The sequence below is a fragment of the Pseudoxanthomonas mexicana genome, from assembly GCF_001556105.1.
Taxonomy (GTDB): Bacteria; Pseudomonadota; Gammaproteobacteria; order Xanthomonadales; family Xanthomonadaceae; genus Pseudoxanthomonas_A; species Pseudoxanthomonas_A mexicana_A.
Genome location: NZ_LSIF01000027.1, coordinates 44,260 through 68,757, shown reverse-complemented (window position 1 = coordinate 68,757; position 24,498 = coordinate 44,260). Strand labels below are relative to the sequence as shown.

Annotated in this window: 19 protein-coding genes and 5 tRNA genes; all 24 read left to right on the top strand. The window is 64.9% G+C overall.

Going from position 1 to position 24,498, the window contains the following annotated elements; genetic code table 11:
• The 24 genes from AX730_RS04355 to fusA all read left to right on the top strand — a co-directional run bounded on the left by AX730_RS04355 (nucleotide 1) and on the right by fusA (nucleotide 24,440).
• Nucleotides 1-1,686 (top strand): tetratricopeptide repeat protein, encoded by a 1,686-nt coding sequence (locus tag AX730_RS04355; RefSeq protein ID WP_062352481.1) that lies wholly within the window; start codon nucleotides 1-3, stop codon nucleotides 1,684-1,686.
• Nucleotides 1,683-2,333, top strand: a complete 651-nt coding sequence (gene lolB / locus AX730_RS04350) for a lipoprotein insertase outer membrane protein LolB (protein ID WP_062352478.1) — start codon at nucleotides 1,683-1,685, stop codon at nucleotides 2,331-2,333. Before AX730_RS04355 ends, lolB begins: the two co-directional genes overlap by 4 nt.
• Complete coding sequence (gene ispE / locus AX730_RS04345; RefSeq protein ID WP_062352475.1) at nucleotides 2,330-3,220, top strand: 4-(cytidine 5'-diphospho)-2-C-methyl-D-erythritol kinase; 891 nt, start codon at nucleotides 2,330-2,332, stop codon at nucleotides 3,218-3,220. The genes lolB and ispE overlap by 4 nt, the downstream gene beginning before the upstream one ends.
• Nucleotides 3,219-3,294 (top strand) — tRNA-Gln (locus AX730_RS04340). The genes ispE and AX730_RS04340 overlap by 2 nt, the downstream gene beginning before the upstream one ends.
• A gap of 37 nt (nucleotides 3,295-3,331) precedes the next feature.
• Entirely contained in the window at nucleotides 3,332-4,291 is a 960-nt protein-coding gene (locus tag AX730_RS04335; RefSeq protein ID WP_062352471.1) for a ribose-phosphate diphosphokinase, read from the top strand.
• A gap of 113 nt (nucleotides 4,292-4,404) precedes the next feature.
• Nucleotides 4,405-5,058: a 50S ribosomal protein L25/general stress protein Ctc gene (locus AX730_RS04330; RefSeq protein WP_062352468.1), complete on the top strand. Its 654-nt coding sequence runs from the start codon at nucleotides 4,405-4,407 to the stop codon at nucleotides 5,056-5,058.
• Nucleotides 5,059-5,109: 51 nt separating this feature from the next.
• Nucleotides 5,110-5,691, top strand: coding sequence for an aminoacyl-tRNA hydrolase (pth, locus tag AX730_RS04325; protein ID WP_062352465.1), 582 nt, complete (start codon nucleotides 5,110-5,112; stop codon nucleotides 5,689-5,691).
• A 66-nt stretch (nucleotides 5,692-5,757) separates the two neighbouring features.
• Nucleotides 5,758-6,849 carry a redox-regulated ATPase YchF gene (gene ychF / locus AX730_RS04320; RefSeq protein WP_062352463.1) on the top strand — a complete coding sequence of 364 codons (1,092 nt, stop codon included), beginning with the start codon at nucleotides 5,758-5,760 and terminating at the stop codon, nucleotides 6,847-6,849.
• A 109-nt stretch (nucleotides 6,850-6,958) separates the two neighbouring features.
• Nucleotides 6,959-7,044 (top strand) — tRNA-Tyr (locus tag AX730_RS04315).
• Nucleotides 7,045-7,082: 38 nt separating this feature from the next.
• Nucleotides 7,083-7,156, top strand: a tRNA-Gly gene (locus AX730_RS04310).
• A 52-nt stretch (nucleotides 7,157-7,208) separates the two neighbouring features.
• Nucleotides 7,209-7,284: transfer RNA gene (locus tag AX730_RS04305), tRNA-Thr, on the top strand.
• Between the two features lie 35 nt (nucleotides 7,285-7,319).
• The gene (tuf, locus tag AX730_RS04300; RefSeq protein ID WP_062352460.1) at nucleotides 7,320-8,510 is read left to right on the top strand and encodes an elongation factor Tu; all 1,191 of its coding nucleotides are present in this window, start codon (nucleotides 7,320-7,322) and stop codon (nucleotides 8,508-8,510) included.
• A gap of 100 nt (nucleotides 8,511-8,610) precedes the next feature.
• Nucleotides 8,611-8,686, top strand: a tRNA-Trp gene (locus tag AX730_RS04295).
• Nucleotides 8,687-8,746: 60 nt separating this feature from the next.
• Complete coding sequence (gene secE, locus AX730_RS04290) at nucleotides 8,747-9,136, top strand: preprotein translocase subunit SecE (protein WP_062352456.1); 390 nt, start codon at nucleotides 8,747-8,749, stop codon at nucleotides 9,134-9,136.
• 13 nt (nucleotides 9,137-9,149) lie between these two features.
• Nucleotides 9,150-9,707, top strand: coding sequence for a transcription termination/antitermination protein NusG (nusG, locus tag AX730_RS04285; protein ID WP_062352731.1), 558 nt, complete (start codon nucleotides 9,150-9,152; stop codon nucleotides 9,705-9,707).
• 198 nt (nucleotides 9,708-9,905) lie between these two features.
• Nucleotides 9,906-10,334: a 50S ribosomal protein L11 gene (gene rplK / locus AX730_RS04280; protein ID WP_055945202.1), complete on the top strand. Its 429-nt coding sequence runs from the start codon at nucleotides 9,906-9,908 to the stop codon at nucleotides 10,332-10,334.
• Nucleotides 10,335-10,337: 3 nt separating this feature from the next.
• Nucleotides 10,338-11,036 (top strand): 50S ribosomal protein L1, encoded by a 699-nt coding sequence (rplA, locus tag AX730_RS04275; RefSeq protein ID WP_062352453.1) that lies wholly within the window; start codon nucleotides 10,338-10,340, stop codon nucleotides 11,034-11,036.
• 370 nt (nucleotides 11,037-11,406) lie between these two features.
• Nucleotides 11,407-11,943: a 50S ribosomal protein L10 gene (gene rplJ, locus AX730_RS04270; protein ID WP_062352450.1), complete on the top strand. Its 537-nt coding sequence runs from the start codon at nucleotides 11,407-11,409 to the stop codon at nucleotides 11,941-11,943.
• A 60-nt stretch (nucleotides 11,944-12,003) separates the two neighbouring features.
• Nucleotides 12,004-12,372, top strand: a complete 369-nt coding sequence (rplL, locus tag AX730_RS04265) for a 50S ribosomal protein L7/L12 (RefSeq protein ID WP_062352447.1) — start codon at nucleotides 12,004-12,006, stop codon at nucleotides 12,370-12,372.
• A 236-nt stretch (nucleotides 12,373-12,608) separates the two neighbouring features.
• Entirely contained in the window at nucleotides 12,609-16,760 is a 4,152-nt protein-coding gene (gene rpoB, locus AX730_RS04260; RefSeq protein WP_062352444.1) for a DNA-directed RNA polymerase subunit beta, read from the top strand.
• A gap of 92 nt (nucleotides 16,761-16,852) precedes the next feature.
• Nucleotides 16,853-21,085, top strand: coding sequence for a DNA-directed RNA polymerase subunit beta' (rpoC, locus tag AX730_RS04255; RefSeq protein WP_062352441.1), 4,233 nt, complete (start codon nucleotides 16,853-16,855; stop codon nucleotides 21,083-21,085).
• A gap of 234 nt (nucleotides 21,086-21,319) precedes the next feature.
• Nucleotides 21,320-21,694, top strand: coding sequence for a 30S ribosomal protein S12 (gene rpsL / locus AX730_RS04250; protein ID WP_055945224.1), 375 nt, complete (start codon nucleotides 21,320-21,322; stop codon nucleotides 21,692-21,694).
• A gap of 12 nt (nucleotides 21,695-21,706) precedes the next feature.
• Nucleotides 21,707-22,174, top strand: coding sequence for a 30S ribosomal protein S7 (gene rpsG, locus AX730_RS04245; RefSeq protein WP_062352438.1), 468 nt, complete (start codon nucleotides 21,707-21,709; stop codon nucleotides 22,172-22,174).
• Between the two features lie 175 nt (nucleotides 22,175-22,349).
• Nucleotides 22,350-24,440, top strand: a complete 2,091-nt coding sequence (fusA, locus tag AX730_RS04240; RefSeq protein WP_062352435.1) for an elongation factor G — start codon at nucleotides 22,350-22,352, stop codon at nucleotides 24,438-24,440.
• Nucleotides 24,441-24,498 lie beyond the last annotated feature (58 nt).

Sequence of the window (24,498 nt, the reverse complement as noted above, 5' to 3'; positions counted from 1 at the left end):
ATGCCCGAAATGATTCGCAGCTGGGTTGCCGCGCTCGCCCTTGCCGCCGTATGGCCGTCCGCGAACGCCGCCACGACGGCGCCCGCCGCCGGCAAGCCGGACGATGCGCTGACCACGGTCATGGCAGGCGAATTCGCCCTGCAGGCAGGCCAGTTGCCGGACGCAGCACGCTGGTACCTGGATGCGGCGAAGCGCGACGACGATGCCGGATTGGCCGAGCGCGCCACGCGCATCGCGCTGTTGTCCAAAGACGATGCCCGCGCCGCAGAGGCATTGAAACTGTGGCGGGCGCGTTCGCCGCGAACGCTGGCTATGCGGGGTGCGGAAGCCACCTTGGCGATGCGTCAGGGGCAGGCGCGTGTCGCGCGCCGCGAATTGGCGGCGCTGATGAAGGAATCCGGCGACCTGGGCTGGCGCTACGCGCTGACGGCCCTGGGCAGCGGCGGCAAGGATCCGGCGCTGGCGCCACGGCTGCTGCGGGAGCTCGTGGATGAAGGCGCCATCCCCGACAAGTTGCAGCCCTGGCTGGCCTTTACCGGCTTGGCCCAGCAGCTGGAAGAGCCTGCCCTGGCCGAACGCATGGTCGGCGACGTGGTGAAACGCTTCTCCGGTGAGCCGCTGGTGGCCTTGCTGCAGGCGAGCCAGCTGCAGCAGGCGGACCGCAAGCAGGAAGCACGCACGGTGCTGGATGGCCTACTGCCCAAGGCGGCGACCGATGCCGCCCTGAGGCTCAAGCTGGCCGAGGAGTACAACCGGCTCGGCGATCCCGCGGCGGCATCCCGCGCTCTGGGGCAGGGACCACAGGACACGCTGACGTATGGCCTGCGCGCGCAGCTGCTGGCCAAGGCGGATGACAAGGCGGCCTTGAATGCGCTGTACGAAGAGCTCAAGCAGGCGGGCGCGGACCAGCCAACCCAGTACAGCCCGGATCGCCGTCTGCTGCTCGGACAGATGGCCGAGTTCCTCGAGCGTCGCGATGAGGCGCTGACGTGGTATCGCAGCGTGCCCGCGGGCGACCAGCGCGCCGAGGCCCGCCTGCGCGCGCTCAAGACCCTGTTTGACCTGAAGCGCAAGGAGGAAGCGTTCGCCGAAGCGCGTGCACTGCAGGGAGACGCCAGCGTCGAGGATGGTACGCGCCGTGACGCTTACCTGATGGAGGCCGAACTGCGGCAGCAGGACGAACAGGATGAGGGCGAACTGGAAGTCTTCGCGCGCGGACTGGCCGCCTACCCGGATGACCTGGCGCTGCTGTATTCGCGTGGCCTGGCGTGGGAGCGGCGCGACCGCATCGATCATGCGGAGGCGGATTTCCGTCGCGTGCTGGTGATCGAGCCTGACAACGTGGCCGCGCTCAATGCACTGGGCTACACGCTCGCAGACCGCACCACGCGCTACCAGGAAGCGCTGGAACTGATCGATCGTGCGCGTACGGCGGTGCCGGACGACGCCGCCATCATCGACAGCTACGGCTGGGTGCTGTATCGGCTCGGCCGCAACGCGGAAGCATTGGTCGAACTGCGGCGTGCGTTCACGCTGCAGAAGGACCCCGAGATCGCTGCCCATGTCGCTGAAGTGCTGTGGGTAATGGGCCAGAAGGACGAGGCGCGCCGGTATTTCGACGAAGCGCGCAAGCTTGACCCTGACAACCGCTCGCTGCTGCGGGCGCTGGAGAAGACAGGCGCATGAAGGTTTCAGGATTCCTGCTGGCGGGGCTCGCGGCCCTGTCGATGGCGGGCTGCGCCACGCGCGGCACGTCCCTGGATTCACCCGTCCTGCGCGACCCCGAGGCGCTGGCGGCGGCACAGGCGGCGCAGGCCACCCGCGCAGCATGGCTGGCGTCGCAGCCGGACTGGTCGTTCGCTGGCCGGGTGGCGGTCAATGCGAACGGGAAGGGCGGCAGTGGTCGCATCGACTGGCAGCAGACGGGCACGGGCTATCTGGTCGCGCTGAGCGCGCCGGTCACCCGGCAGAGCTGGCGCCTGGGCGGCGACCTGCAGACCCGGGCGGCCCGCCTGGACGGGCTGGAGGGCGGGCCACGCGAAGGCGTCGATGCGGATCGCCTGCTGCGCGAGGCCACCGGCTGGGACATTCCGGTCGCCTCGATGGTGCACTGGGCCCGCGGCGTCGCCGATCCCTCTGCCGCCGTGGACGGTACGGAGTACGCCGCCGATGGCCGACTGCGGAGCCTGACCCAGCAGGGATGGCGGGTGAACTATCTGGACTGGTTCCCGGCCGAGGGTGCCCAGCCGGTCATGCCGCGCCGCATGGAGGCGCGCCGCCAGGGGGCGACGGTGAAGGTCGCCGTCGACCAGTGGCAACTGGCGCCGCAGTGAGCGCATTCCCCGCGGCGGAGGGCTGGTCGGCCTGGCCGGCGCCGGCCAAGCTCAACCTGACCCTGCAGATCGTCGGACGTCGTGCCGATGGCTATCACCTGCTGCAGACCGTGTTCCGCCTGCTGGAGTGGGGGGACACCGTCTACCTGCGACTTCGTGAGGATGGCGAGGTCCGGCGCGTGGGCGAGTCCGTTCCGGGTGTCGCGGAGGCTGACGACTTGGTGGTCCGGGCGGCCATGTTGCTGAAAAAAGAAGCCAATATCGGCCAAGGGGTCGATATCGCAGTCGAAAAGTGCATTCCTGCGGGTGGCGGCTTCGGCGGCGGATCCTCGGATGCCGCCACCGTGCTGGTCGCTTTGGATCGGCTCTGGGGCTGCGATCTGGGTTCTGACCGGCTGGCGTCCCTGGGCTTGAGGTTGGGTGCCGATGTCCCGGTCTTCGTGCGCGGTGAGAATGCGTGGGCCGAGGGGGTAGGCGAGATCCTGGCGCCGCTGGCGCTGCCGACGGCCTGGTATTTGCTGGTCGATCCCGGGGTCCACGTGCCCACGGCAGTCCTTTTTGCATCGCAGGATTTGACGCGTGATGCTGCACCCGCGAAAATATCCGACTTCGTTTCGGGATCACTGCTCGGCAACGCGTTCGAGCCGGTGGTGCGTCGCCGGGAGCCTGCCATCGAGGCGGTCTTCCAGGCCCTGTCGCACATCGGTACGCCACGTTTGACAGGTTCCGGCGGCGGCTGCTTCGTGGAGTTCGCCGACCGGACCTCTGCCGAGGTCGCGCTGGCGTCACTGCCTGCCGGGCTTCATGCCTGGGTGGTGGAGGGCGCGGCGCGCTCGCCGCTGCTGGATGCGCTGGCGCAGGTTCGCGGGACGGAGAAAAACGCCTAGGGGCGTCGCCAAGTGGTTAAGGCACCGGGTTTTGATCCCGGCATTCGTAGGTTCGAATCCTTCCGCCCCTGCCAATTCATACGCTCCAAGCTGCGCCTGCCGAGACGACCCATGCAAGACGAACGCCACCTGCTTGTCTTCTCCGGCAATGCCAATAAGCCGTTGGCGAACAGCATCTGCCGCGAGCTGGGCGTGCGGCCGGGCAAGGCGCTCGTGTCCCGGTTCTCCGACGGTGAGGTCCAGGTCGAGATCCAGGAGAACGTGCGCCGGCAGGAGGTGTTCGTCGTGCAGCCGACCTGCGCGCCGAGCGCCGAGAACCTGGTGGAGCTGCTGGTCCTGATCGACGCGCTGAAGCGCGCATCGGCCAGCAGCGTCACCGCGGTGGTGCCGTACTTCGGCTACGCCCGCCAGGATCGCCGCATGCGCTCCTCGCGCGTGCCGATCACGGCGAAGGTGGCGGCGAAGATGTTCGGCGCCGTCAGTGCGGACCGCGTGCTGACGGTCGATTTGCACGCCGACCAGATCCAGGGCTTCTTCGATATTCCGGTAGACAACGTGTACGCGTCGCCGCTGCTGCTCGCCGACATCTGGCGCGCCTACGGTACCGAGAACCTGCTGGTGGTGTCGCCGGACGTGGGTGGCGTGGTGCGCGCGCGCGCGGTCGCGAAGCGCCTCGACGACGCCGACCTGGCGATCATCGACAAGCGCCGTCCGCGCGCCAACGTCGCCACGGTGATGAACATCATCGGCGACGTGGAAGGCAAGGACTGCGTACTGGTGGACGACATCGTCGACACCGCCGGCACGCTCTGCGCCGCGGCGGCCGCGCTGAAGCAGCATGGCGCCAACAAGGTGGCGGCGTACTGCACCCACCCCGTGCTGTCGGGCCCGGCAGTGGACAACTTGAACAACTCGGTGTTGGACGAACTCGTCGTCACCGACACCATCCCGCTCTCGCCGCAGGCGCAGGGTTGCAGCAAGATCCGCCAGCTGTCGGTGGCGGAACTGCTGGCGGAAACGATCCGCCGCATCGCCTTCGGCGAGTCGGTCAGTTCGCTGTACGTGGATTGAGTCTCCGCTGCGCGCCGGCACATCGGCGTGCGGCTCTCCGGGTTCATCTGGTCGCGGGTGAACCTTCCATCAGATCGCCGCAGGGCGGTCCAACAACCTAGGTAGTGAAGAAAATGGCTAAGACGCATGAAATCAAGGTCGAGCGCCGCGAAGACGAGGGTAAGGGTGCGAGCCGCCGCCTCCGTCACGCGGGCACCGTGCCTGCCATCGTTTACGGTGGCGAACTGAAGCCGGTCAGCATCCAGCTGAACCACAACGAAGTCTGGCTGGCTTCCCAGCACGACTGGTTCTACTCGTCGATCCTGGACCTGAGCCTCAACGGCGACATCCAGAAGGTGCTGCTGCGTGACATGCAGCGCCATCCGTTCAAGCAGCAGATCATGCACCTGGACTTCCAGCGCGTGAACGAGAACGAGACGCTGCGCACCGCGGTGCCGCTGCACTTCCTCAACGAAGACAAGTCGCCGGCCGGCAAGTCCGCCGAAGTCGTGGTCACCCACGAACTGAACGAAGTCGTCGTCGAGTGCCTGCCGAAGGACCTGCCGGAATTCATCGAGATCGACCTGGCCGACCTGGCCATCGGCGCGGTGATCCACCTGTCCGACGTCAAGCTGCCGGCCGGCGTGGTCATCCCCGAGCTGAAGCTGGGCAAGGAACACGACGTTGCCGTCGTGATCGCCAAGCACGGCAAGGAAGAGGCCGAAGAAGCCCCGGCCGAGTCGGCCGACGTGCCGGCTTCGAAGGTCGCCAAGAAGGACGACAAGTAATCGCATGAGCCTTCGCCCGCTCCGGCGGGCGAGGGTGTGCGATGCGTCCCCATGGCAGGCTTGCGCCTCATCGTCGGACTGGGCAATCCCGGTGCCGAACATGCCCGAACCCGGCACAACGCCGGGTTCCATTTTGTCGACGCCCTGGCGGAACGGCAGGGTGAGCGTTTCGGGCTGGACAGCAAGTTGTTCGGTGAGACGGTGAAGGTCGTGGTGGCGGGCCAGCCGGTCTGGCTGTTGAAGCCGGCGACCTACATGAACCTGAGCGGCAAATCGGTGGCGGCTGCGCTGCGTTTCTGGAAGATCGCGCCGGAAGAAGCGTTGCTGGCGCACGACGAGCTCGATCTGGCGCCGGGCGCGGCGCGATTGAAGTTCGATGGTGGTCATGGCGGCCAGAACGGCCTGCGCGACACCATCCAGCACCTCGGGCACGGCAAGTTCCATCGGTTGCGCATCGGCATCGGCCATCCCGGGCACAAGGATCGAGTGACGGGCTGGGTGCTGGGCAAGCCGGGCAAGGATGACGAGGTCCTGATCGCGCGTGCGATCGATGATGCGATCGATGTGCTGCCACTGGCAGTGCAGGGCGACATCAACGAGACAATGAAACGGCTGCACACGGCCAAGCCGTGATTCGGGAGTGGGGATTCGCGACGCCGAGTCCCCACTCCCGAATCTCGAGAGTTACCCGGAGTTTCCATGGGCATCAAATGCGGCATCGTGGGTCTGCCGAACGTCGGCAAATCCACCCTGTTCAACGCGCTGACCAAGGCGGGCATCGCCGCGGCCAATTTCCCGTTCTGCACCATCGAGCCGAACGTGGGCGTGGTGCCGGTGCCCGACCTGCGCCTCAACCAGCTGGCCGAAATCGTCAAGCCGCAGAAGGTCATCCCGACGGCGGTGGAATTCGTCGACATCGCCGGCCTGGTGGCGGGCGCCGCCAGCGGCGAGGGCCTTGGCAACAAGTTCCTTGCCCACATCCGCGAAGTGGACGCGATCACCCACGTGGTGCGCTGCTTCGAGAACGACGACGTCATCCACGTCAACAACCGGATCGATCCGCTGTCGGACATCGACACCATCGATACCGAACTGGCGCTGGCCGATCTGGAGAGCGTTGAAAAGGCGCTGAACCGTGCCGAGCGTTCTGCCAAGGCGGGCGAGAAGGACGCCATCGCCCGCAAACCCGTGCTGCAGAAGCTGCAGGCGGGCCTCAACGACGGCAAGCCGGGTCGCGCGCTGGGTCTGGATGATGAGGAGAGGGCGCTGGTCCGCGACCTGTTCCTGCTGACGCTGAAGCCGGTGATGTACGTCGCCAACGTGCTCGAGGACGGGTTCGAGAACAACCCGCACCTGGAGGCCGTCCGTGCCCGTGCCGTGGCCGAGGGTGCGCAGGTGGTGCCGGTGTCGGCCGCCATCGAGGAAGAGCTGTCCCAGCTTGACGACGCTGACCGCGACACCTTCCTGACCGACCTGGGTCTGGACGAGCCGGGCCTGAACCGGGTCATCCGGGCGGCGTACACCCTGCTGGGCCTGCAGACCTATTTCACCGCGGGTGTGAAGGAAGTCCGCGCCTGGACGGTGAGGGCCGGCTCCACCGCCCCGCAAGCCGCTGCCGTGATCCATACCGATTTCGAGAAGGGCTTCATCCGCGCCGAAACCATCGCGTTCGATGACTACCTCAAGTACAAGGGCGAGTCCGGCGCCCGCGATGCCGGCCGGCTGCGGCTGGAGGGCAAGGAATATCGCGTGCAGGAAGGCGATGTCCTGCATTTCCGCTTCAACGTCTGAGAAAAAAGTGTGTCGGGCGCGTTGACAGACGCGCCGGCACCCGCCAAAATCTCGGGCTGTTTCACCCTGGTTTGATTTGGCCCTCCAGCCCAGTCACTCCGGTGATCCCGGAGGGATACCCAAGCGGCCAACGGGGGCAGACTGTAAATCTGCTGGCTTACGCCTTCGGTGGTTCGAATCCACCTCCCTCCACCAGTTTTCGTTGTTGTTTCGAGTTGTTGTGGTCTCCCAGTGCGGGAGTAGTTCAATGGTAGAACTGTAGCCTTCCAAGCTACTAGCGCGGGTTCGATTCCCGTCTCCCGCTCCACTGAACGCCAGCGCAGGATCTGCAACAATCCGGGCGGCACCACCGGTTTCACGCTCACGTAGCTCAGTCGGTAGAGCACCTCCTTGGTAAGGAGGAGGTCGAAGGTTCGATTCCTTTCGTGAGCACCACTTCCATCCATTGATTGACTCGAGAACCAGCAGCCATGGCAAAGGGTAAGTTCGAACGCACCAAGCCCCACGTGAACGTGGGCACGATTGGTCACGTTGACCACGGCAAGACGACGCTGACGGCGGCGCTGACGAAGATCGGCGCGGAGCGTTTCGGTGGCGAGTTCAAGGCCTATGACGCGATCGACGCGGCGCCGGAAGAGAAGGCGCGCGGCATCACGATCTCGACGGCACACGTGGAATATGAATCCGCCAACCGCCACTACGCGCACGTGGATTGCCCGGGTCACGCCGACTACGTGAAGAACATGATCACCGGTGCCGCCCAGATGGACGGCGCGATCCTGGTGTGCTCGGCCGCTGACGGCCCGATGCCGCAGACCCGTGAGCACATCCTGCTCTCGCGTCAGGTCGGTGTGCCGTACATCGTCGTGTTCCTGAACAAGGCCGACATGGTGGACGACGCCGAGCTGCTGGAACTGGTGGAGATGGAAGTCCGCGAACTGCTGAGCAAGTACGAGTTCCCGGGCGACGACACCCCGATCATCTCGGGCTCGGCCCGCCTGGCGCTGGAAGGCGACCAGAGCGAGATCGGCGTGCCGGCGATCCTGAAGCTGGTCGATGCACTGGACAGCTGGATCCCGACCCCGGAGCGTGACGTCGACAAGCCGTTCCTGATGCCGGTGGAAGACGTGTTCTCGATCTCGGGCCGCGGCACCGTGGTGACCGGTCGTATCGAGCGCGGCGTGATCAAGGTGGGCGAGGAAATCGAAATCGTCGGTATTCGTCCGACCCAGAAGACCACGGTCACGGGCGTGGAAATGTTCCGCAAGCTGCTGGACCAGGGTCAGGCGGGCGACAACGCAGGTCTGCTGCTGCGCGGCACCAAGCGTGACGACGTGGAGCGTGGCCAGGTGCTGGCCAAGCCGGGTTCGATCACCCCGCACACCGAGTTCGAAGCCGAAGTCTATGTGCTGAGCAAGGACGAAGGCGGTCGCCACACCCCGTTCTTCAAGGGCTACCGTCCGCAGTTCTACTTCCGCACCACCGACATCACGGGTGCCGTGACCCTGCCGGAAGGCGTGGAAATGGTGATGCCGGGCGACAACATCAAGATGGTGGTCACCCTGATCAACCCGGTGGCGATGGACGATGGCCTGCGCTTCGCGATCCGCGAAGGTGGCCGTACGGTCGGCGCCGGTGTGGTGGCCAAGATCCTGAAGTAAGCCCCTGCGGTCCCGGCGACGGGTTCGCCGGACAGCGACAAGGGCGGACCGGAACCTCGGTCCGCCTTCGCCGTCTAAGGGAAGGTTGTAGCAAATCGATACGCCAGTAGCTCAATTGGCAGAGCAGCGGTCTCCAAAACCGCAGGTTGGGGGTTCGAGTCCCTCCTGGCGTGCCACTTCCTTCCCCGCGGAGTCCGGGTCCCCGGCACTCCCCAAAGCAAAGAGCGACAACTGACTTGAACAGCAAGGTCGAACAATCCAAAGCCGCCACCTCCGCGGGCGACGTCGCCAAGTACGTACTGGCGCTGGCGCTGGTCGTGGGTGGTCTGGTCGCGTGGTGGTGGTTCAATGGCCAGTGGGCGACGCCGCTGCGCGCGCTTGCGGTGGTCGCGGGCCTGGTGCTGGGTGCGCTGGTGTTCCTGCAGACCGGCAAGGGTCGCGATACGCGCGACTTCCTGATCGAATCCCGCTTCGAGCTGCGCAAGGTCGTATGGCCGACCCGCGAAGAGGCGACCCGCACGACGTGGGTGGTCGTGATCGTGGTGATCATTCTCAGCCTGATCCTGGCGGCCTTCGATTTCGGCATCCAGAAGGCGATCGAGCTGTTCCTGAATTTTGGTCGTTGAGGAGAGTGCCGCAGTGAAGCGTTGGTATGTGGTCCATGCGTATTCGGGCTTCGAGAAGTCGGTGGCCCAGGCCCTGCGCGACCGCATCGTCCGCGACGCCATGCAGGAGAAGTTCGGCGACGTGCTCGTCCCGACCGAAGAGGTCGTGGAAATGCGCTCCGGCCAGAAGCGCCGTTCCGAGCGCAAGTTCTTCCCCGGCTACGTGCTGGTCCAGATCGAGACCCATGACGAAGGCGGCATTCCGCGCATGGACAGCGAAAGCTGGCATCTCGTGAAGGACACTTCCAAGGTGCTCGGCTTCATTGGTGGCACGGCCGACCGCCCATTGCCGATCCGCGACGAGGAGGCGGCAGCCATCCTCGACCGCGTCCAGGAGGGCGTCGAGAAGCCCAAGCCCAAGGTGTTGTTCGAGCCGGGCGAAATGGTTCGCGTCACCGAAGGTCCGTTCAACGACTTCAATGGCGTGGTCGAAGAGGTCAACTACGAGAAGAGCCGCCTGCGCGTTGCCGTGCTGATCTTCGGCCGCTCCACGCCGGTGGAACTGGAATTCGGGCAGGTCGAAAAGGCCTGATCCTGTCGGGCCGGCGCATTTGGCCGGCCCCTCAAAACTCTGATATAGTGCGCGGCTCCCTGACGGCGATGCCGGGCAGGAGCCATGGCCGCCTTCGGGTGGCCATTGGTGCGTTCGAGAAAACGCGATGCCGGGACGCGTGATTTTCCCGGTCCGATGGGGAGCCTTCACAGGCGCTAGCACCCGGAGAGTACTCACATGGCAAAGAAAGTTGTCGGTTACATCAAGCTGCAGGTGAAGGCCGGTCAGGCCAATCCCTCGCCGCCGGTCGGTCCAGCGCTGGGTCAGCGCGGCCTGAACATCATGGAATTCTGCAAGGCGTTCAACGCGGCCACGCAGAAGCTGGAGCCGGGCCTGCCGATTCCGGTGGTCATCACGGCCTACTCCGACCGTACCTTCACCTTCATCACGAAGACGCCGCCGGCGTCGATCCTGCTGAAGAAGGCCGTCGGCATCACGTCCGGCTCCAAGCGCCCGAACACCGAGAAGGTGGGCAAGGTCACCCGCAAGCAGCTCGAGGACATCGCCAAGGCGAAAGAGCCCGACCTGACCGCGGCCGACCTGGACGCAGCGGTGCGTACGATCGCGGGTTCCGCCCGCTCCATGGGCCTGACGGTAGAGGGTTAAGAGATGGCACAGAACAAGCGACAGAAGGCCATCCTGGCCGCCGTGACCCCCGGCAAGGCGTACGCCATTGACGAGGCCCTGAAGATCGTCAAGACCGCGGTCAAGTCCAAGTTCGTCGAGTCCGTCGACGTGGCCGTCCGCCTTGGCGTGGACGCCAAGAAGTCCGACCAGCAGGTGCGCGGCTCCACCGTGCTGCCCGCCGGTACCGGCAAGTCGGTCCGCGTGGCGGTGTTCGCCCCGGCCGGCGCCAAGGCTGACGAAGCCGTTGCCGCGGGCGCCGAAGCCGTCGGCATGGACGACCTGGCCGAGAAGATGCTGGCCGGCGACATCAACTACGACGTGGTAATCGCCACGCCGGACGCGATGCGCGTCGTCGGCAAGCTGGGTACGGTGCTGGGCCCGCGTGGCCTGATGCCGAACCCGAAGGTCGGCACCGTGTCGCCGAACCCGGCCGAGGCAGTCAAGAACGCCAAGTCGGGCCAGGTGCGCTACCGCACCGACAAGGCCGGCATCATCCACTGCACCATCGGCAAGGCCAGCTTCGACGACGAAGCGCTGAAGTCGAACCTGCAGGCGCTGCTGGTCGACCTGGTGAAGGCCAAGCCGGCCACGTCCAAGGGTCAGTACCTGCAGAAGATCTCGGTCAGCTCGACCATGGGCCCCGGCGTTGCCGTGGACCAGTCCTCGCTGTCCCTGAAGTAATCGCATTATCCCTGTCTCGCGACGCGGGGCAGGGCGCATAGCATTTTGAGGGCAGTCGCCCAAGCCGGATCCCGGCGTAAGCGACAGCCGTCAAAGACCGCAGGTGCGGTCAGCGCGTGACGACGACGGGCAGGGAGGCTCGTGTTGGCAGGGAATCGCCGTCGTGACTAGCGGGATCGCTTAATACGCCTCCGCAAGGGAGTGTGCCTGCGCAGATGGTGCCGCCTTCTGGAAGTTTTCTGGTGCTGGCCGCAAGGCCGCCAGTCAGACAGGCCACCGACGGGACCGCAAGTCCCCGGCATCCAGGATGGATGCCGTCCAGGACCGCGAGCGGCAGGAGCCGCAAGCGGAGTCAATTAGTGAGGAGTGTATGGCTCTCAATCTGTCCCAGAAGCAAGAAGTAGTCGCCGAACTGGCAGACGTCGCCGCCAAGGCGCACTCCCTGGTCGCTGCCGAATACGCAGGCACCACGGTCACCCAGATGACCGCGATGCGCAAGAAGGCCCGCGAGACCGGCGTGTTCTTGAAAGTCGTCAAGAACACCCTGGCCGTGCGTGCCATCGCCGGTACCGAGTTCGAGGTTGTCCAGGACAAGCTCGTCGGTCCGCTGCTGTATGCGTTTTCGACCGAGGAGCCCGGCGCTGCCGGTCGCCTGATCAAGGAATTCGCCAAGGGTAACGACAAGCTGCAGCCGAAGGTCGTCTCCGTGGGTGGCCAGCTGTATCCGGCCAGCCATGTGGAAGTCCTGGCTTCGCTGCCGACCCGCGATCAGGCGCTGGCCATGTTGGCCCGCGTGCTGGCCGAGCCCGCCACGATGTTCGCCCGCGCCGTCAAGGCCGTGGCCGATCAGCAGGGTGGTGGCGACGCACCGGCGGAAGCCGTTGCCGAAGCCCCGGCTGAAGCCTGAGTTCGACGTCTTTACGGTTCTACGAACCCTAATCCCAGATAATTTCCAAAGGTAAACACAATGTCCCTTTCCAACGAACAGATCGTCGACGCCATTGCCGGCAAGACCCTGATGGAAGTGATGGAGCTGGTCAAGGCCATCGAAGAGAAGTTCGGCGTCTCCGCCGCCGCCCCGGTCGCCGCTGCTGGTCCGGCCGCCGTTGCCGCCCCGGTCGAAGAGCAGACCGAGTTCACCATCGTCCTGAAGGACGCCGGTGCCAAGAAGGTCGACGTCATCAAGGCTGTCCGCGCCATCACCGGCCTGGGCCTGAAGGAAGCCAAGGACCTCACCGAGGCCGGCGGCGTGCTGAAGGAAGCCGTGTCGAAGGAAGACGCCGAGAAGTACAAGAAGGATCTCGAAGCCGCTGGTGCGAGCGTCGAAGTCAAGTAAGTCGTATCCGTCGCCCGTTCATTCAGGCGACAACCCGAGGCCGGGGGCGAAAGCCCCTGGCCTTCGGTCGTTTCACGACGTAGCGATGTAAACGCGAGTTTGTAGTTGGAAGTAGCGGCAGAAGGCGTGCTGGTGCCGGCAATACCAGCGACTTCCAACTGGAAATTCCCCCGTTCGAAAGAATGTCCCCCGTGTGGTCGCGGACGCGCGCCCCACGCTGCCAAAGGCACAGTCAAATGACGACATATTCGTTCACCGAAAAAAAGCGCATCCGCAAGGATTTCGGCAAGCAGCGGTCGATCCTCGAGGTCCCGTTCCTGCTCGCCATCCAGGTCGACTCCTATCGTGAGTTCCTGCAGGAGCACACCGACCCCGCCAAGCGCGAAGACCGTGGCCTGCATGCCGCGCTGAAGTCGGTCTTCCCGATCGCCAGCTACAGCGGCAACGCCGCGCTGGAATACGTTGGCTACAAGCTGGGCGAGCCCGTGTTCGACGAGCGCGAGTGCCGCAACCGTGGCCTGAGCTACGGCGCACCGCTGCGCGTGACCGTCCGCCTGGTGATCTACGACCGCGAGTCCTCGACCAAGGCGATCAAGTACGTGAAGGAGCAGGAGGTCTACCTGGGCGAGATCCCGCTCATGACCGATAACGGCACCTTCATCGTCAATGGCACCGAGCGCGTCATCGTCTCGCAGCTGCACCGTTCGCCTGGCGTGTTCTTCGACCACGACCGTGGCAAGACGCACAGCTCGGGCAAGCTGCTGTACAGCGCTCGCATCATTCCTTATCGCGGCTCCTGGCTGGACTTCGAGTTCGATCCGAAGGACGCGCTGTTCACGCGTATCGACCGCCGCCGCAAGCTGCCGGTCTCGATCCTGCTGCGTGCGCTGGGTTACAACAACGAAGAAATGCTCAATGAGTTCTTCGACGTCAACACCTTCCACATCCTGCCGGAAGGCGTGCAGCTGGAGCTCGTCGCCGAGCGCCTGCGTGGCGAGACGCTGAACTTCGACCTGGCCGATGGCGACAAGGTCATCGTGGAAGCCGGCAAGCGCATCACTGCGCGCCACGTGAAGCAACTGGAGCAGTCCGGCATCGCCGCGCTGGCCGTGCCGGACGAGTATCTGGTCGGGCGCATCCTGTCGCACGACGTGATCGACGCCAACACCGGTGAGCTGCTGGCGGCCGCCAACGACGAGATCACCGACGATCAGCTGACCAAGTTCCGCAAGGCGGGTGTGGACGCCGTGGGCACGCTGTGGGTGAACGACCTGGATCGTGGCCCATACCTGTCCAACACGCTGCGCATCGATCCGACCAAGACCCAGCTGGAAGCGCTGGTCGAGATCTACCGCATGATGCGTCCCGGCGAGCCGCCGACCAAGGACGCCGCACAGAACCTGTTTCACAACCTGTTCTTCACCTTCGAGCGCTACGACCTCTCGAATGTCGGCCGCATGAAGTTCAATCGTCGCGTGGGCCGCAAGGAAACCACCGGCGAAGCCGTGCTGTACGACAAGAAGTACTTCGGCGCGCGCAATGACGAAGAGGCCAAGCGCCTGGTCGCCACGCTGGGCGAGACTTCGGACATCCTGGACGTCATCAAGGTGCTGACCGAGATCCGCAACGGCCGCGGTACCGTCGACGACATCGACCACCTGGGCAACCGTCGCGTGCGCTCGGTCGGCGAAATGGCCGAGAACGTGTTCCGCGTGGGCCTGGTCCGCGTCGAGCGCGCCGTGAAGGAGCGCCTGTCGATGGCCGAGTCCGAAGGCCTGACCCCGCAGGAACTGATCAACGCCAAGCCGGTGGCCGCCGCGATCAAGGAGTTCTTCGGCTCCTCGCAGCTGTCGCAGTTCATGGACCAGAACAACCCGCTGTCGGAAGTCACGCACAAGCGTCGCGTCTCGGCCCTCGGCCCGGGCGGCCTGACCCGCGAGCGTGCCGGCTTCGAAGTCCGCGACGTGCACCCGACCCACTACGGCCGCGTCTGCACCATCGAGACGCCGGAAGGTCCGAACATCGGCCTGATCAATTCGCTGGCCGTGTATGCGCGCACCAACGGCTACGGCTTCCTCGAGACGCCGTATCGCAAGGTCGTCGACGGCACGATCACCGACGATATCGAGTACCTGTCGGCGATCGAGGAGAACGAGTACGTCATCGCCCAGGCCAACGCGCTGCATGACGCCAAGAGCCGTCTGACCGAGCAGTTCGTGCCGTGCCGCCACCAGGGCGAATCGCTGCTGAAGCCGCCGAGCGAAGTGGACTACATGGACGTCTCGCCCATGCAGACCGTGTCGGTCGCGGCGGCGCTGGTGCCGTTCCTGGAGCACGATGACGCCAACCGCGCACTGATGGGTGCCAACATGCAGCGCCAGGCCGTGCCGACGCTGCGTGCGCAGAAGCCGCTGGTCGGTACCGGCATCGAGCGCGCCGTGGCGCGCGACTCCGGCGTGACCGTGAATGCCCGTCGTGGTGGCGTGGTCGAGCAGATCGACGCCGGCCGCATCGTGGTGAAGGTCAATGAAGTCGAAATCTCCGGCGAAACCGATGCCGGCGTCGACATCTACTCGCTGATCAAATACACGCGTTCCAACCAGAACACCTGCATCAACCAGCGTCCGCTGGTGAACGTGGGTGACGTGGTCGCGCGCGGCGACGTGCTGGCCGACGGTCCCTCGACCGACATCGGCGAGTTGGCGCTTGGCCAGAACATGCTGATCGCGTTCATGCCGTGGAACGGCTACAACTTCGAAGACTCCATCCTGCTCTCCGAGCGCGTGGTGGAAGAGGATCGCTACACCACGATCCACATCGAAGAGCTGACCTGCGTCGCGCGTGACACGAAGCTGGGCCCGGAGGAAATCTCCGCCGACATCCCGAACGTCTCCGAGCAGGCGCTGAACCGCCTCGACGAGAGCGGCGTGGTGTACATCGGTGCGGAAGTGCGCGCCGGCGACATCATGGTCGGCAAGGTCACGCCGAAGGGCGAGAGCCAGCTGACCCCGGAAGAGAAGCTGCTGCGTGCGATCTTCGGCGAGAAGGCCTCGGACGTGAAGGACAGCTCGCTGCGCGTGCCGCCGGGCATGGACGGCACCGTCATCGACGTGCAGGTCTTCACCCGCGACGGCATCGAGAAGGACAAGCGCGCGCGCCAGATCGAGGAAAACGAGATCAAGCGCGTCAAGAAGGACTTCGACGACCAGTTCCGCATCCTCGAAGGCGCCATCTACGCCCGTCTGCGTTCGCAGCTGATCGGCAAGGTCGCCAACGGCGGTCCGGGCACGTTGAAGAAGGGCGACGCGATTTCCGACGCCTACCTCGACAGCCTGAAGAAGTCCGAGTGGTTCACCCTGCGCATGAAGGACGATGACGCGTCCGACGCCATCGAGCGCGCCCAGATGCAGATCCAGGCGCACGAGAAGGAGTTCGAGCGTCGCTTCGCCGACAAGCGCGGCAAGATCACCGCCGGCGACGACCTCGCCCCGGGCGTGCTGAAGATGGTCAAGGTCTACCTGGCCGTGAAGCGCCGCATCCAGCCGGGCGACAAGATGGCGGGCCGCCACGGCAACAAGGGTGTCGTGTCGACCATCGTGCCGGTCGAGGACATGCCGTACATGGCCACTGGCGAGACCGTGGACATCGTGCTGAACCCGCTGGGCGTGCCGTCGCGCATGAACATCGGCCAGGTGCTGGAAGTGCACCTGGGCTGGGCCGCGAAAGGCCTGGGTCGCAAGATCCAGAACATGCTCGAAGCCCAGGCCAAGGTGGCCGACCTGCGCAAGTTCCTGACCCAGATCTACAACCACGACCAGAAGCTGGGCGAGGATCGCGTGGACCTGGACCAGTTCAGCGACGCCGAACTGATCGCGCTGGCACACAACCTGACCGACGGCGTGCCGATGGCCACCCCGGTGTTCGACGGTGCGGCGGAAACCGAGATCAAGCACATGCTGGAACTCGCGGACCTGCCGATAAGCGGCCAGACCCAGCTGTATGACGGTCGCACCGGCGAGGCGTTCGATCGCCACACCACGGTCGGCTACATGCACATGCTGAAGTTGAACCACCTGGTCGACGACAAGATGCACGCGCGTTCGACCGGTCCGTACTCGCTCGTCACCCAGCAGCCGCTGGGCGGCAAGGCGCAGTTCGGCGGCCAGCGCTTCGGTGAAATGGAAGTCTGGGCGCTGGAAGCCTACGGCGCGGCGCACACCCTGCAGGAAATGCTGACGGTCAAGTCGGACGACGTGCAGGGCCGCAACCAGATGTACAAGAACATCGTCGATGGTGCCCACGAGATGGTCGCGGGCATGCCGGAATCCTTCAACGTGCTCGTGAAGGAAATCCGCTCGCTCGCCATCAACATGGAACTGGAAGACTGATCGACAGGGCGCGGCGGCACTGACCTGCCGCCGCGCCGATCGACCTTGGTCAACCCGCCATCGACAAAGATTCCTCCTGACGGAGAAACACCATGAAAGACCTGCTCAACCTCTTCAACCAGCCGCGCCAGTCGCTGGACTTCGACGCGATCAAGATCGCGCTGGCCTCGCCGGATCTCATCCGTTCGTGGTCCTTCGGCGAAGTGAAGAAGCCGGAAACCATCAACTACCGTACCTTCAAGCCGGAGCGCGATGGCCTGTTCTGCTCGGCCATCTTCGGTCCGATCAAGGACTACGAGTGCCTGTGCGGCAAGTACAAGCGCATGAAGCACCGCGGCGTGGTCTGCGAGAAGTGCGGCACGGAAGTGACGCTGGCCAAGGTGCGCCGCGAGCGCATGGGCCACATCGACCTGGCCAGCCCGGTCGCGCACATCTGGTTCCTGAAGTCGCTGCCGTCGCGCATCGGCCTGATGCTGGACATGACGCTGCGCGACATCGAGCGCGTGCTGTACTTCGAAGCCTACGTCGTCACCGAGCCGGGCCTGACCTCGCTCGAGCGCCGCCAACTGCTGACCGAAGAACAGTTCATGCAGGCGCGCCAGGAACACGGCGATGACTTCGACGCCGCCATGGGCGCCGAAGCTGTCTACGACCTGCTGCGCACGATCGACCTGCAGGCCGAGATGGTGAACCTGCGCGAGGAAATCGCCAGCACCGGTTCCGAGACCAAGCTGAAGCGCCTCACCAAGCGCATCAAGCTGATGGAAGCGTTCCTGGAATCGGGCAACCGTCCGGAATGGATGGTCATGACCGTGCTGCCCGTGCTGCCGCCGGACCTGCGTCCGCTGGTGCCGCTGGATGGCGGTCGCTTCGCGACCTCGGATCTGAACGACCTGTACCGCCGCGTCATCAACCGCAACAACCGCCTGCGTCGCCTGCTGGAGCTCAATGCCCCGGACATCATCGTGCGCAACGAAAAGCGCATGCTGCAGGAGTCCGTTGACGCCCTGATGGACAACGGCCGTCGCGGCCGCGCCATCACCGGCACCAACAAGCGCCCGCTGAAGTCGCTGGCCGACATGATCAAGGGCAAGCAGGGCCGCTTCCGCCAGAACCTGCTGGGCAAGCGCGTCGACTACTCCGGCCGTTCGGTCATCGTGGTCGGCCCGACCCTGCGCCTGCACGAGTGCGGCCTGCCGAAGAAGATGGCGCTGGAGCTGTTCAAGCCGTTCGTGTTCGCCAAGCTGCAGCGTCGTGGCCTGGCCACCACCATCAAGGCCGCCAAGAAGCTGGTCGAGCGCGAAGAGGCCGACGTTTGGGACATCCTGGAAGAGGTCATCCGCGAGCATCCGGTGCTGCTGAACCGCGCACCCACGCTGCACCGCCTCGGCATCCAGGCGTTCGAGCCGGTGCTGATCGAAGGCAAGGCCATCCAGCTGCACCCGCTGGTCTGCACGGCCTTCAACGCCGACTTCGACGGTGACCAGATGGCCGTCCACGTGCCCCTCTCGCTGGAAGCCCAGCTGGAAGCGCGCGCGCTGATGATGTCCTCCAACAACATCCTGTCGCCGGCCAACGGCGAGCCGATCATCGTGCCGTCGCAGGACGTCGTGCTGGGTCTGTACTACATGACCCGCGCGCTGGAGAACAAGAAGGGCGAGGGCATGGCGTTCGCCAACATCGCCGAAGTCAAGCGCGCCTACGACAACCGCGCCGTCGAGCTGCACGCGAAGGTCAAGGTCCGCATCAGCGGCACCGTGATCGACGAGGACGGCGGCCGCAGCCAGCAGACCAGCATCGTGGACACCACGATCGGTCGCGCTCTGCTCGCCGAGATCCTGCCGGAAGGCCTGCCGTTCGCGCTGGTCAACACCGAGTTGAACAAGAAGGCCATCAGCCGCCTGATCAACTCCAGCTACCGCATGCTCGGCCTGAAGGACACGGTCGTGTTCGCCGACAAGCTGATGTACACCGGCTTCGCGTACGCCACGCGCGCCGGCGTCTCCATCGGCATCGACGACATGCTGATCCCGGCCGAGAAGAAGGGCATCCTGGGCGAAGCCGAACAGGAAGTGCTGGAAATCCAGGAGCAGTACCAGAGCGGCCTGGTCACCGCCGGTGAGCGCTACAACAAGGTGGTCGACATCTGGTCGCGTACCAATGAGCGCATCGCCAAGGCGATGATGGACACGATCGGTACCGACAAGGTGCAGAACGCCAAGGGCGAGACCATCAACGAAAAGTCGATGAACTCGCTGTACATCATGGCCGACTCCGGTGCCCGTGGTAGCCAGGCGCAGATCCGCCAGCTGGCCGGCATGCGCGGCCTGATGGCCCGTCCCGACGGTTCGATCATCGAGACGCCCATCAAGGCGAACTTCCGCGAAGGCTTGAACGTGCAGGAGTACTTCAACTCCACGCACGGTGCCCGCAAGGGTCTGGCCGATACCGCGTTGAAGACGGCGAACTCCGGTTACCTGACCCGTCGCCTGGTCGACGTGGCGCAGGACGTGGTGATCACCGAAGTCGACTGCGGTGGCAACGAAGGCCTGACCATGACCCCGATCGTGGAAGGCGGCGACGTAGTCGAGCCGCTGCGCGACCGCGTGCTGGGTCGCATCGTGGCCGAGGATGTATTCCTGCCGGGCAACGACGAGGATCCGATCGTCACCCGCAACACGCTCCTCGACGAAGCCTGGGTGCAGAAGCTGGAAGACGCCGGCGTGCAGGCGCTGAAGGTGCGTTCCACCATCACCTGCGAATCCGACTTCGGTGTCTGCGCCCACTGCTATGGCCGTGATCTGGCTCGCGGCCATATCGTCAACATCGGCGAAGCGGTCGGCGTCATCGCCGCACAGTCGATCGGCGAGCCCGGCACCCAGCTGACCATGCGTACGTTCCACATCGGTGGTGCGGCGTCGCGTGCCGCCGCCGTGGACAACATCACCGTCAAGACGACCGGCTCGATCAAGTTCAACAACCTGAAGTTCGTCGAACACGCGAACGGCAGCCTGGTCGCGGTGTCGCGCTCGGGCGAACTGTCGGTGCTCGATGGCCATGGCCGCGAGCGCGAGCGCTACAAGCTGCCGTACGGCGCCACCATCAACGTCAAGGACGGCGACCAGATCACCGCCGGCCAGGCCGTGGCCAACTGGGACCCGCATAACCACCCGATCGTGTCGGAAGTCGCCGGCTTCGTGCGTTTCGTGGACTTCGTCGATGGCGTCACCGTCATCGAGAAGACCGACGACCTCACCGGCCTCGCGTCGCGCGAGATCACCGATCCGAAGCGTCGTGGCTCGCAGGGCAAGGACCTGCGCCCGATCGTCCGCATCGTGAACAAGGATGGCAAGGACCTGAGCATCCCCGGGACCGATCTGCCGGCACAGTACCTGCTGCCGCCGCGATCGATCGTCAACCTGCAGGACGGCGCGCCCGTCGGCGTCGGTGACGTGGTCACCAAGGTGCCGCAGGAAGCCTCCAAGACCCGCGACATCACCGGTGGTCTGCCGCGCGTGGCCGATCTGTTCGAAGCCCGCAAGCCGAAGGACCCGGCCATCCTGGCCGAGCGCTCCGGCATCATCAGCTTCGGCAAGGACACCAAGGGCAAGCAGCGCCTGATCATCAAGGACACCGATGGTTCGGAACACGAAGAGCTGATCCCGAAGTTCCGCCAGATCATCGTGTTCGAAGGCGAGCACGTGGCCAAGGGCGAAACCATCGTGGACGGCGAGCCGAGCCCGCAGGACATCCTGCGTCTGCTGGGTGTCGAGCCGCTGGCAGCCTACCTGGTCAAGGAAATCCAGGACGTCTATCGCCTGCAGGGCGTGAAGATCAACGACAAGCACATCGAAGTGATCACGCGCCAGATGTTGCGCAAGGTGGAAATCACCGACGCAGGCAGCAGCAAGTTCCTGGCGGGCGAGCAGGTCGAGAAGCAGCGCTTCATCGAAGAGAACGTCAAGCTGCTGGCCCGTAACGAGCTGCCCGCGAAGTACGATCCGGTCCTGTTGGGCATCACCAAGGCCTCGCTGGCGACGGAGTCGTTCATCTCGGCGGCGTCGTTCCAGGAGACGACCCGCGTGCTGACCGAGGCTGCGGTCCGCGGCACCCGTGACACGCTGCGCGGCCTGAAGGAAAACGTGATCGTGGGTCGCCTGATTCCGGCCGGTACCGGTCTGGCGTACCACAACCAGCGCCGTCGCAATGCCTCGGGTCTGACCGAGGCCGAAGTGAACGCCCTGTCGGGTGGCAATACGGAAGCCGCGCCTGCGGCAGCTGTGAGCGCCACCGACGAAGCCGGCGAGGAGTCCAGCGCCAGCTAAACCGTACTACCTGACGGCCTTCGGGCCGTCCCAGACCACGAAAAGAGGCGCAGGATGCGCCTCGTTTTCGGCCCAGGAAGGGCGGGATCGCAGTCAGTTGGCAGGCACCTACCTCCGTCGCGTTGACGGTCGGGCGGGTTGCCGGCTATACTTTTCCGTCTAGGTGGGCCGTGATACGGCCTGCCTTCGTTTTCATGTCAAACAAGGCTCCGGCCTTCACACGAAGAATCCACTATGGCAACCGTCAATCAGCTGGTCCGCAAGCCGCGGCAGGCCCCCACGTATAAGAGCCAGTCGCCCGCACTGGACAACTGCCCGCAGCGTCGCGGCGTGTGCACCCGTGTCTACACGACGACCCCGAAGAAGCCGAACTCGGCGCTTCGCAAGGTCGCCAAGGTGCGCCTGACCAACCAGGAAGAAATCATCAGCTACATCGGTGGTGAAGGTCACAACCTGCAGGAGCACTCCGTGGTGCTCGTGCGCGGCGGCCGCGTGAAGGATCTGCCGGGCGTGCGTTACCACACCGTGCGCGGTTCGCTGGATGCCTCGGGCGTCGCCAAGCGTCGCCAGGGCCGTTCCAAGTACGGCGCCAAGCGTCCCAAGGCTTAAGGAAAAAGAATCATGTCGCGCAAAGGCTCTGCCCCCCAACGTGAAGTTCTGCCGGATCCCAAGCATGGCAGCCAGACGATTGCCCGCTTCATCAACATGGTGATGTTGAGCGGCAAGAAGTCGGTCGCCGAGAAGATCGTGTATGGCGCCATGGACGTCATCGGCGAAAAGAATCCCAACGCCCTCGAACTCGTCGAGAAGGCGCTTGACAATGTGTCCCCGGCGGTCGAAGTGAAGTCGCGCCGCGTCGGTGGTGCCACCTATCAGGTGCCGGTCGAAGTGCGTTCCTCGCGCCGCATGGCGCTGGCGATGCGCTGGTTGATCGAGTCCGCCCGCAAGCGTGGCGAGAACACCATGCCACGCAAGCTGGCGGCCGAACTGATGGATGCCTCGGAAAACCGTGGCGGCGCCATCAAGAAGCGTGAAGAGACCCACCGCATGGCGGAAGCGAACAAGGCGTTCGCACACTATCGCTGGTAACGGCCTGCGGGCCCTTGCAAGCAAGGGCCTTCGGCACCATCTAGGTGCCCTTGGGACGCGATTTCGCGTTCCGACCCCGAAGGCCGCCGAAAGGCGGCATTCGGCCATCTAAAGATCGCCCTCCACGGAAGGCCCAGGCATCCCGCTGGCCCTCCATCAGAAAAGAGAGACTGTCGTGGCTCGCACCACTCCCATCGAGCGTTACCGCAATTTCGGCATCATGGCGCACATCGACGCCGGCAAGACCACCACGTCCGAGCGCATCCTGTTCTACACCGGCGTCAGCCACAAGATCGGTGAAGTGCACGACGGCGCCGCGACCATGGACTGGATGGAGCAGGAGCAGGAGCGCGGCATCACCATCACGTCTGCCGCCACCACGGCGTTCTGGACCGGCATGGACAAGTCCCTGCCGCAGCACCGCTTCAACATCATCGATACCCCCGGCCACGTCGACTTCACCATCGAAGTCGAGCGTTCGCTGCGCGTGCTCGACGGCGCGGTGTTCGTGCTGTGCGCCGTGGGCGGCGTGCAGCCGCAGTCCGAGACCGTGTGGCGCCAGGCGAACAAGTACGCCGTGCCGCGTCTCGCGTTCGTCAACAAGATGGATCGTACCGGTGCCGACTTCGCCAAGGTCGTCGACCAGCTGAAGGCGCGCCTGGGTGCTTACCCGGTGCCGATGCAGGTGCCGGTCGGTGCCGAGGACGGCTTCGAGGGCGTCATCGACCTGTTGAAGATGAAGTACATCCACTGGGATGTCGCTTCACAGGGCACCAAGTTCGAATACCGCGACATCCCGGCGGAGCTGGCCGACAAGGCGGCGGCCGATCGTGCCTTCATGGTGGAGGCCGCGGCCGAAGCCAGCGAAGAGCTGATGGACAAGTACCTCAATGAGGGCGACCTGTCCGAAGCCGAGATCATCGCCGGTCTGCGCGAGCGTACGCTGAAGGTGGAAGTGATTCCGGTCTACTGCGGCTCGGCGTTCAAGAACAAGGGCGTGCAGGCCATGCTCGACGGCGTGATCCAGTTGCTGCCGTCGCCGACCGATCGTCCGCCGGTGCAGGGCATCGACGAGAACGAAAAGGAAGACAGCCGCAAGGCGGGCGACAGCGAGCCGTTCTCGGCGCTGGCGTTCAAGATCATGACGGATCCGTTCGTGGGTTCGCTGACGTTCTTCCGCGTCTACTCGGGCGTGCTGAACTCCGGCGACGCGGTGTACAACCCGGTCAAGTCGAAGAAGGAACGCGTGGGTCGCATCCTGCAGATGCACTCCAACCAGCGCGATGAGATCAAGGAGGTGCGCGCGGGCGACATCGCTGCGGCCGTCGGCCTGAAGGACGTGACGACCGGCGACACGCTGTGCTCGCTCGATCACATCATCACCTTGGAGCGCATGGTGTTCCCGGAGCCCGTCATCTCGATGGCGGTGGAGCCGAAGACCAAGTCGGACCAGGAAAAGATGGGTTTGGCCTTGGGTCGTCTGGCGCAGGAAGATCCGTCGTTCCGCGTCAAGACGGACGAAGAGTCCGGCCAGACGATCATCTCCGGCATGGGCGAGCTGCACCTGGAAATCCTGGTGGACCGCATGAAGCGCGAGTTCAACGTGGAAGCCAACGTCGGCAAGCCGCAGGTGGCCTACCGCGAGACGATCCGCAAGGCCGTCAAGCAGGAAGGCAAGTTCGTGCGCCAGTCGGGCGGGCGCGGCCAGTACGGCCACATCGTCATCGAGATGTCGCCGGTCGAGCGTGGTGTCGGCTTCTCGTACGAGAGCGCCATCGTCGGTGGCGTGGTGCCGAAGGAATACGTCGCTGCGGCAGGGAAGGGCATTGAAGATGCACTGAAGAGCGGTCCGCTCGCCGGCTTCCCGGTGGTCGACATCGCCATCAAGGCGGTTGACGGCTCGTTCCATGACGTCGACTCCAACGAAATGGCGTTCAAGGTCGCCGGTTCGATGGCCTTCAAGGAAGCGTTCAGCAAGGCCCAGCCGGTCCTGCTGGAGCCGATGATGAAGGTCGAGATCGTCACCCCGGAAGACTATCTGGGTGACGTGATGGGCGACGTGAGCCGTCGTCGCGGCATCCTGCAGGGTCAGGACGACAGTCCGTCCGGCAAGGTGATCGCCGCGATGGTGCCGCTGGGCGAAATGTTCGGCTACGCCACCACGCTGCGCTCCATGTCGCAGGGTCGCGCGACGTTCTCGATGGAGTTCGACCACTACGCGGAAGCGCCGGCCAACATCGCTGACGCGGTCGTCAAGAAGAACTAAGCAATGGGGCCAGGCGTCGCGATCGCGACGCTTGGCATTCCCGTCACGAATCACGAAT

Bases quoted from the DNA above. Each gene is read 5' to 3' on its own strand.
- AX730_RS04335 (WP_062352471.1), top strand. From the start codon at position 3,332: ATGCAAGACGAACGCCACCTGCTTGTCTTCTCCGGCAATGCCAATAAG.
- rpoB (WP_062352444.1), top strand. From the start codon at position 12,609: ATGACGACATATTCGTTCACCGAAAAAAAGCGCATCCGCAAGGATTTC.
- rplJ (WP_062352450.1), top strand. From the start codon at position 11,407: ATGGCTCTCAATCTGTCCCAGAAGCAAGAAGTAGTCGCCGAACTGGCA.
- rpoC (WP_062352441.1), top strand. From the start codon at position 16,853: ATGAAAGACCTGCTCAACCTCTTCAACCAGCCGCGCCAGTCGCTGGAC.
- rplL (WP_062352447.1), top strand. From the start codon at position 12,004: ATGTCCCTTTCCAACGAACAGATCGTCGACGCCATTGCCGGCAAGACC.
- AX730_RS04330 (WP_062352468.1), top strand. From the start codon at position 4,405: ATGGCTAAGACGCATGAAATCAAGGTCGAGCGCCGCGAAGACGAGGGT.
- lolB (WP_062352478.1), top strand. From the start codon at position 1,683: ATGAAGGTTTCAGGATTCCTGCTGGCGGGGCTCGCGGCCCTGTCGATG.
- pth (WP_062352465.1), top strand. From the start codon at position 5,110: ATGGCAGGCTTGCGCCTCATCGTCGGACTGGGCAATCCCGGTGCCGAA.
- rplK (WP_055945202.1), top strand. From the start codon at position 9,906: ATGGCAAAGAAAGTTGTCGGTTACATCAAGCTGCAGGTGAAGGCCGGT.
- rpsG (WP_062352438.1), top strand. From the start codon at position 21,707: ATGTCGCGCAAAGGCTCTGCCCCCCAACGTGAAGTTCTGCCGGATCCC.
- tuf (WP_062352460.1), top strand. From the start codon at position 7,320: ATGGCAAAGGGTAAGTTCGAACGCACCAAGCCCCACGTGAACGTGGGC.
- ychF (WP_062352463.1), top strand. From the start codon at position 5,758: ATGGGCATCAAATGCGGCATCGTGGGTCTGCCGAACGTCGGCAAATCC.
- rpsL (WP_055945224.1), top strand. From the start codon at position 21,320: ATGGCAACCGTCAATCAGCTGGTCCGCAAGCCGCGGCAGGCCCCCACG.
- rplA (WP_062352453.1), top strand. From the start codon at position 10,338: ATGGCACAGAACAAGCGACAGAAGGCCATCCTGGCCGCCGTGACCCCC.
- AX730_RS04355 (WP_062352481.1), top strand. From the start codon at position 1: ATGCCCGAAATGATTCGCAGCTGGGTTGCCGCGCTCGCCCTTGCCGCC.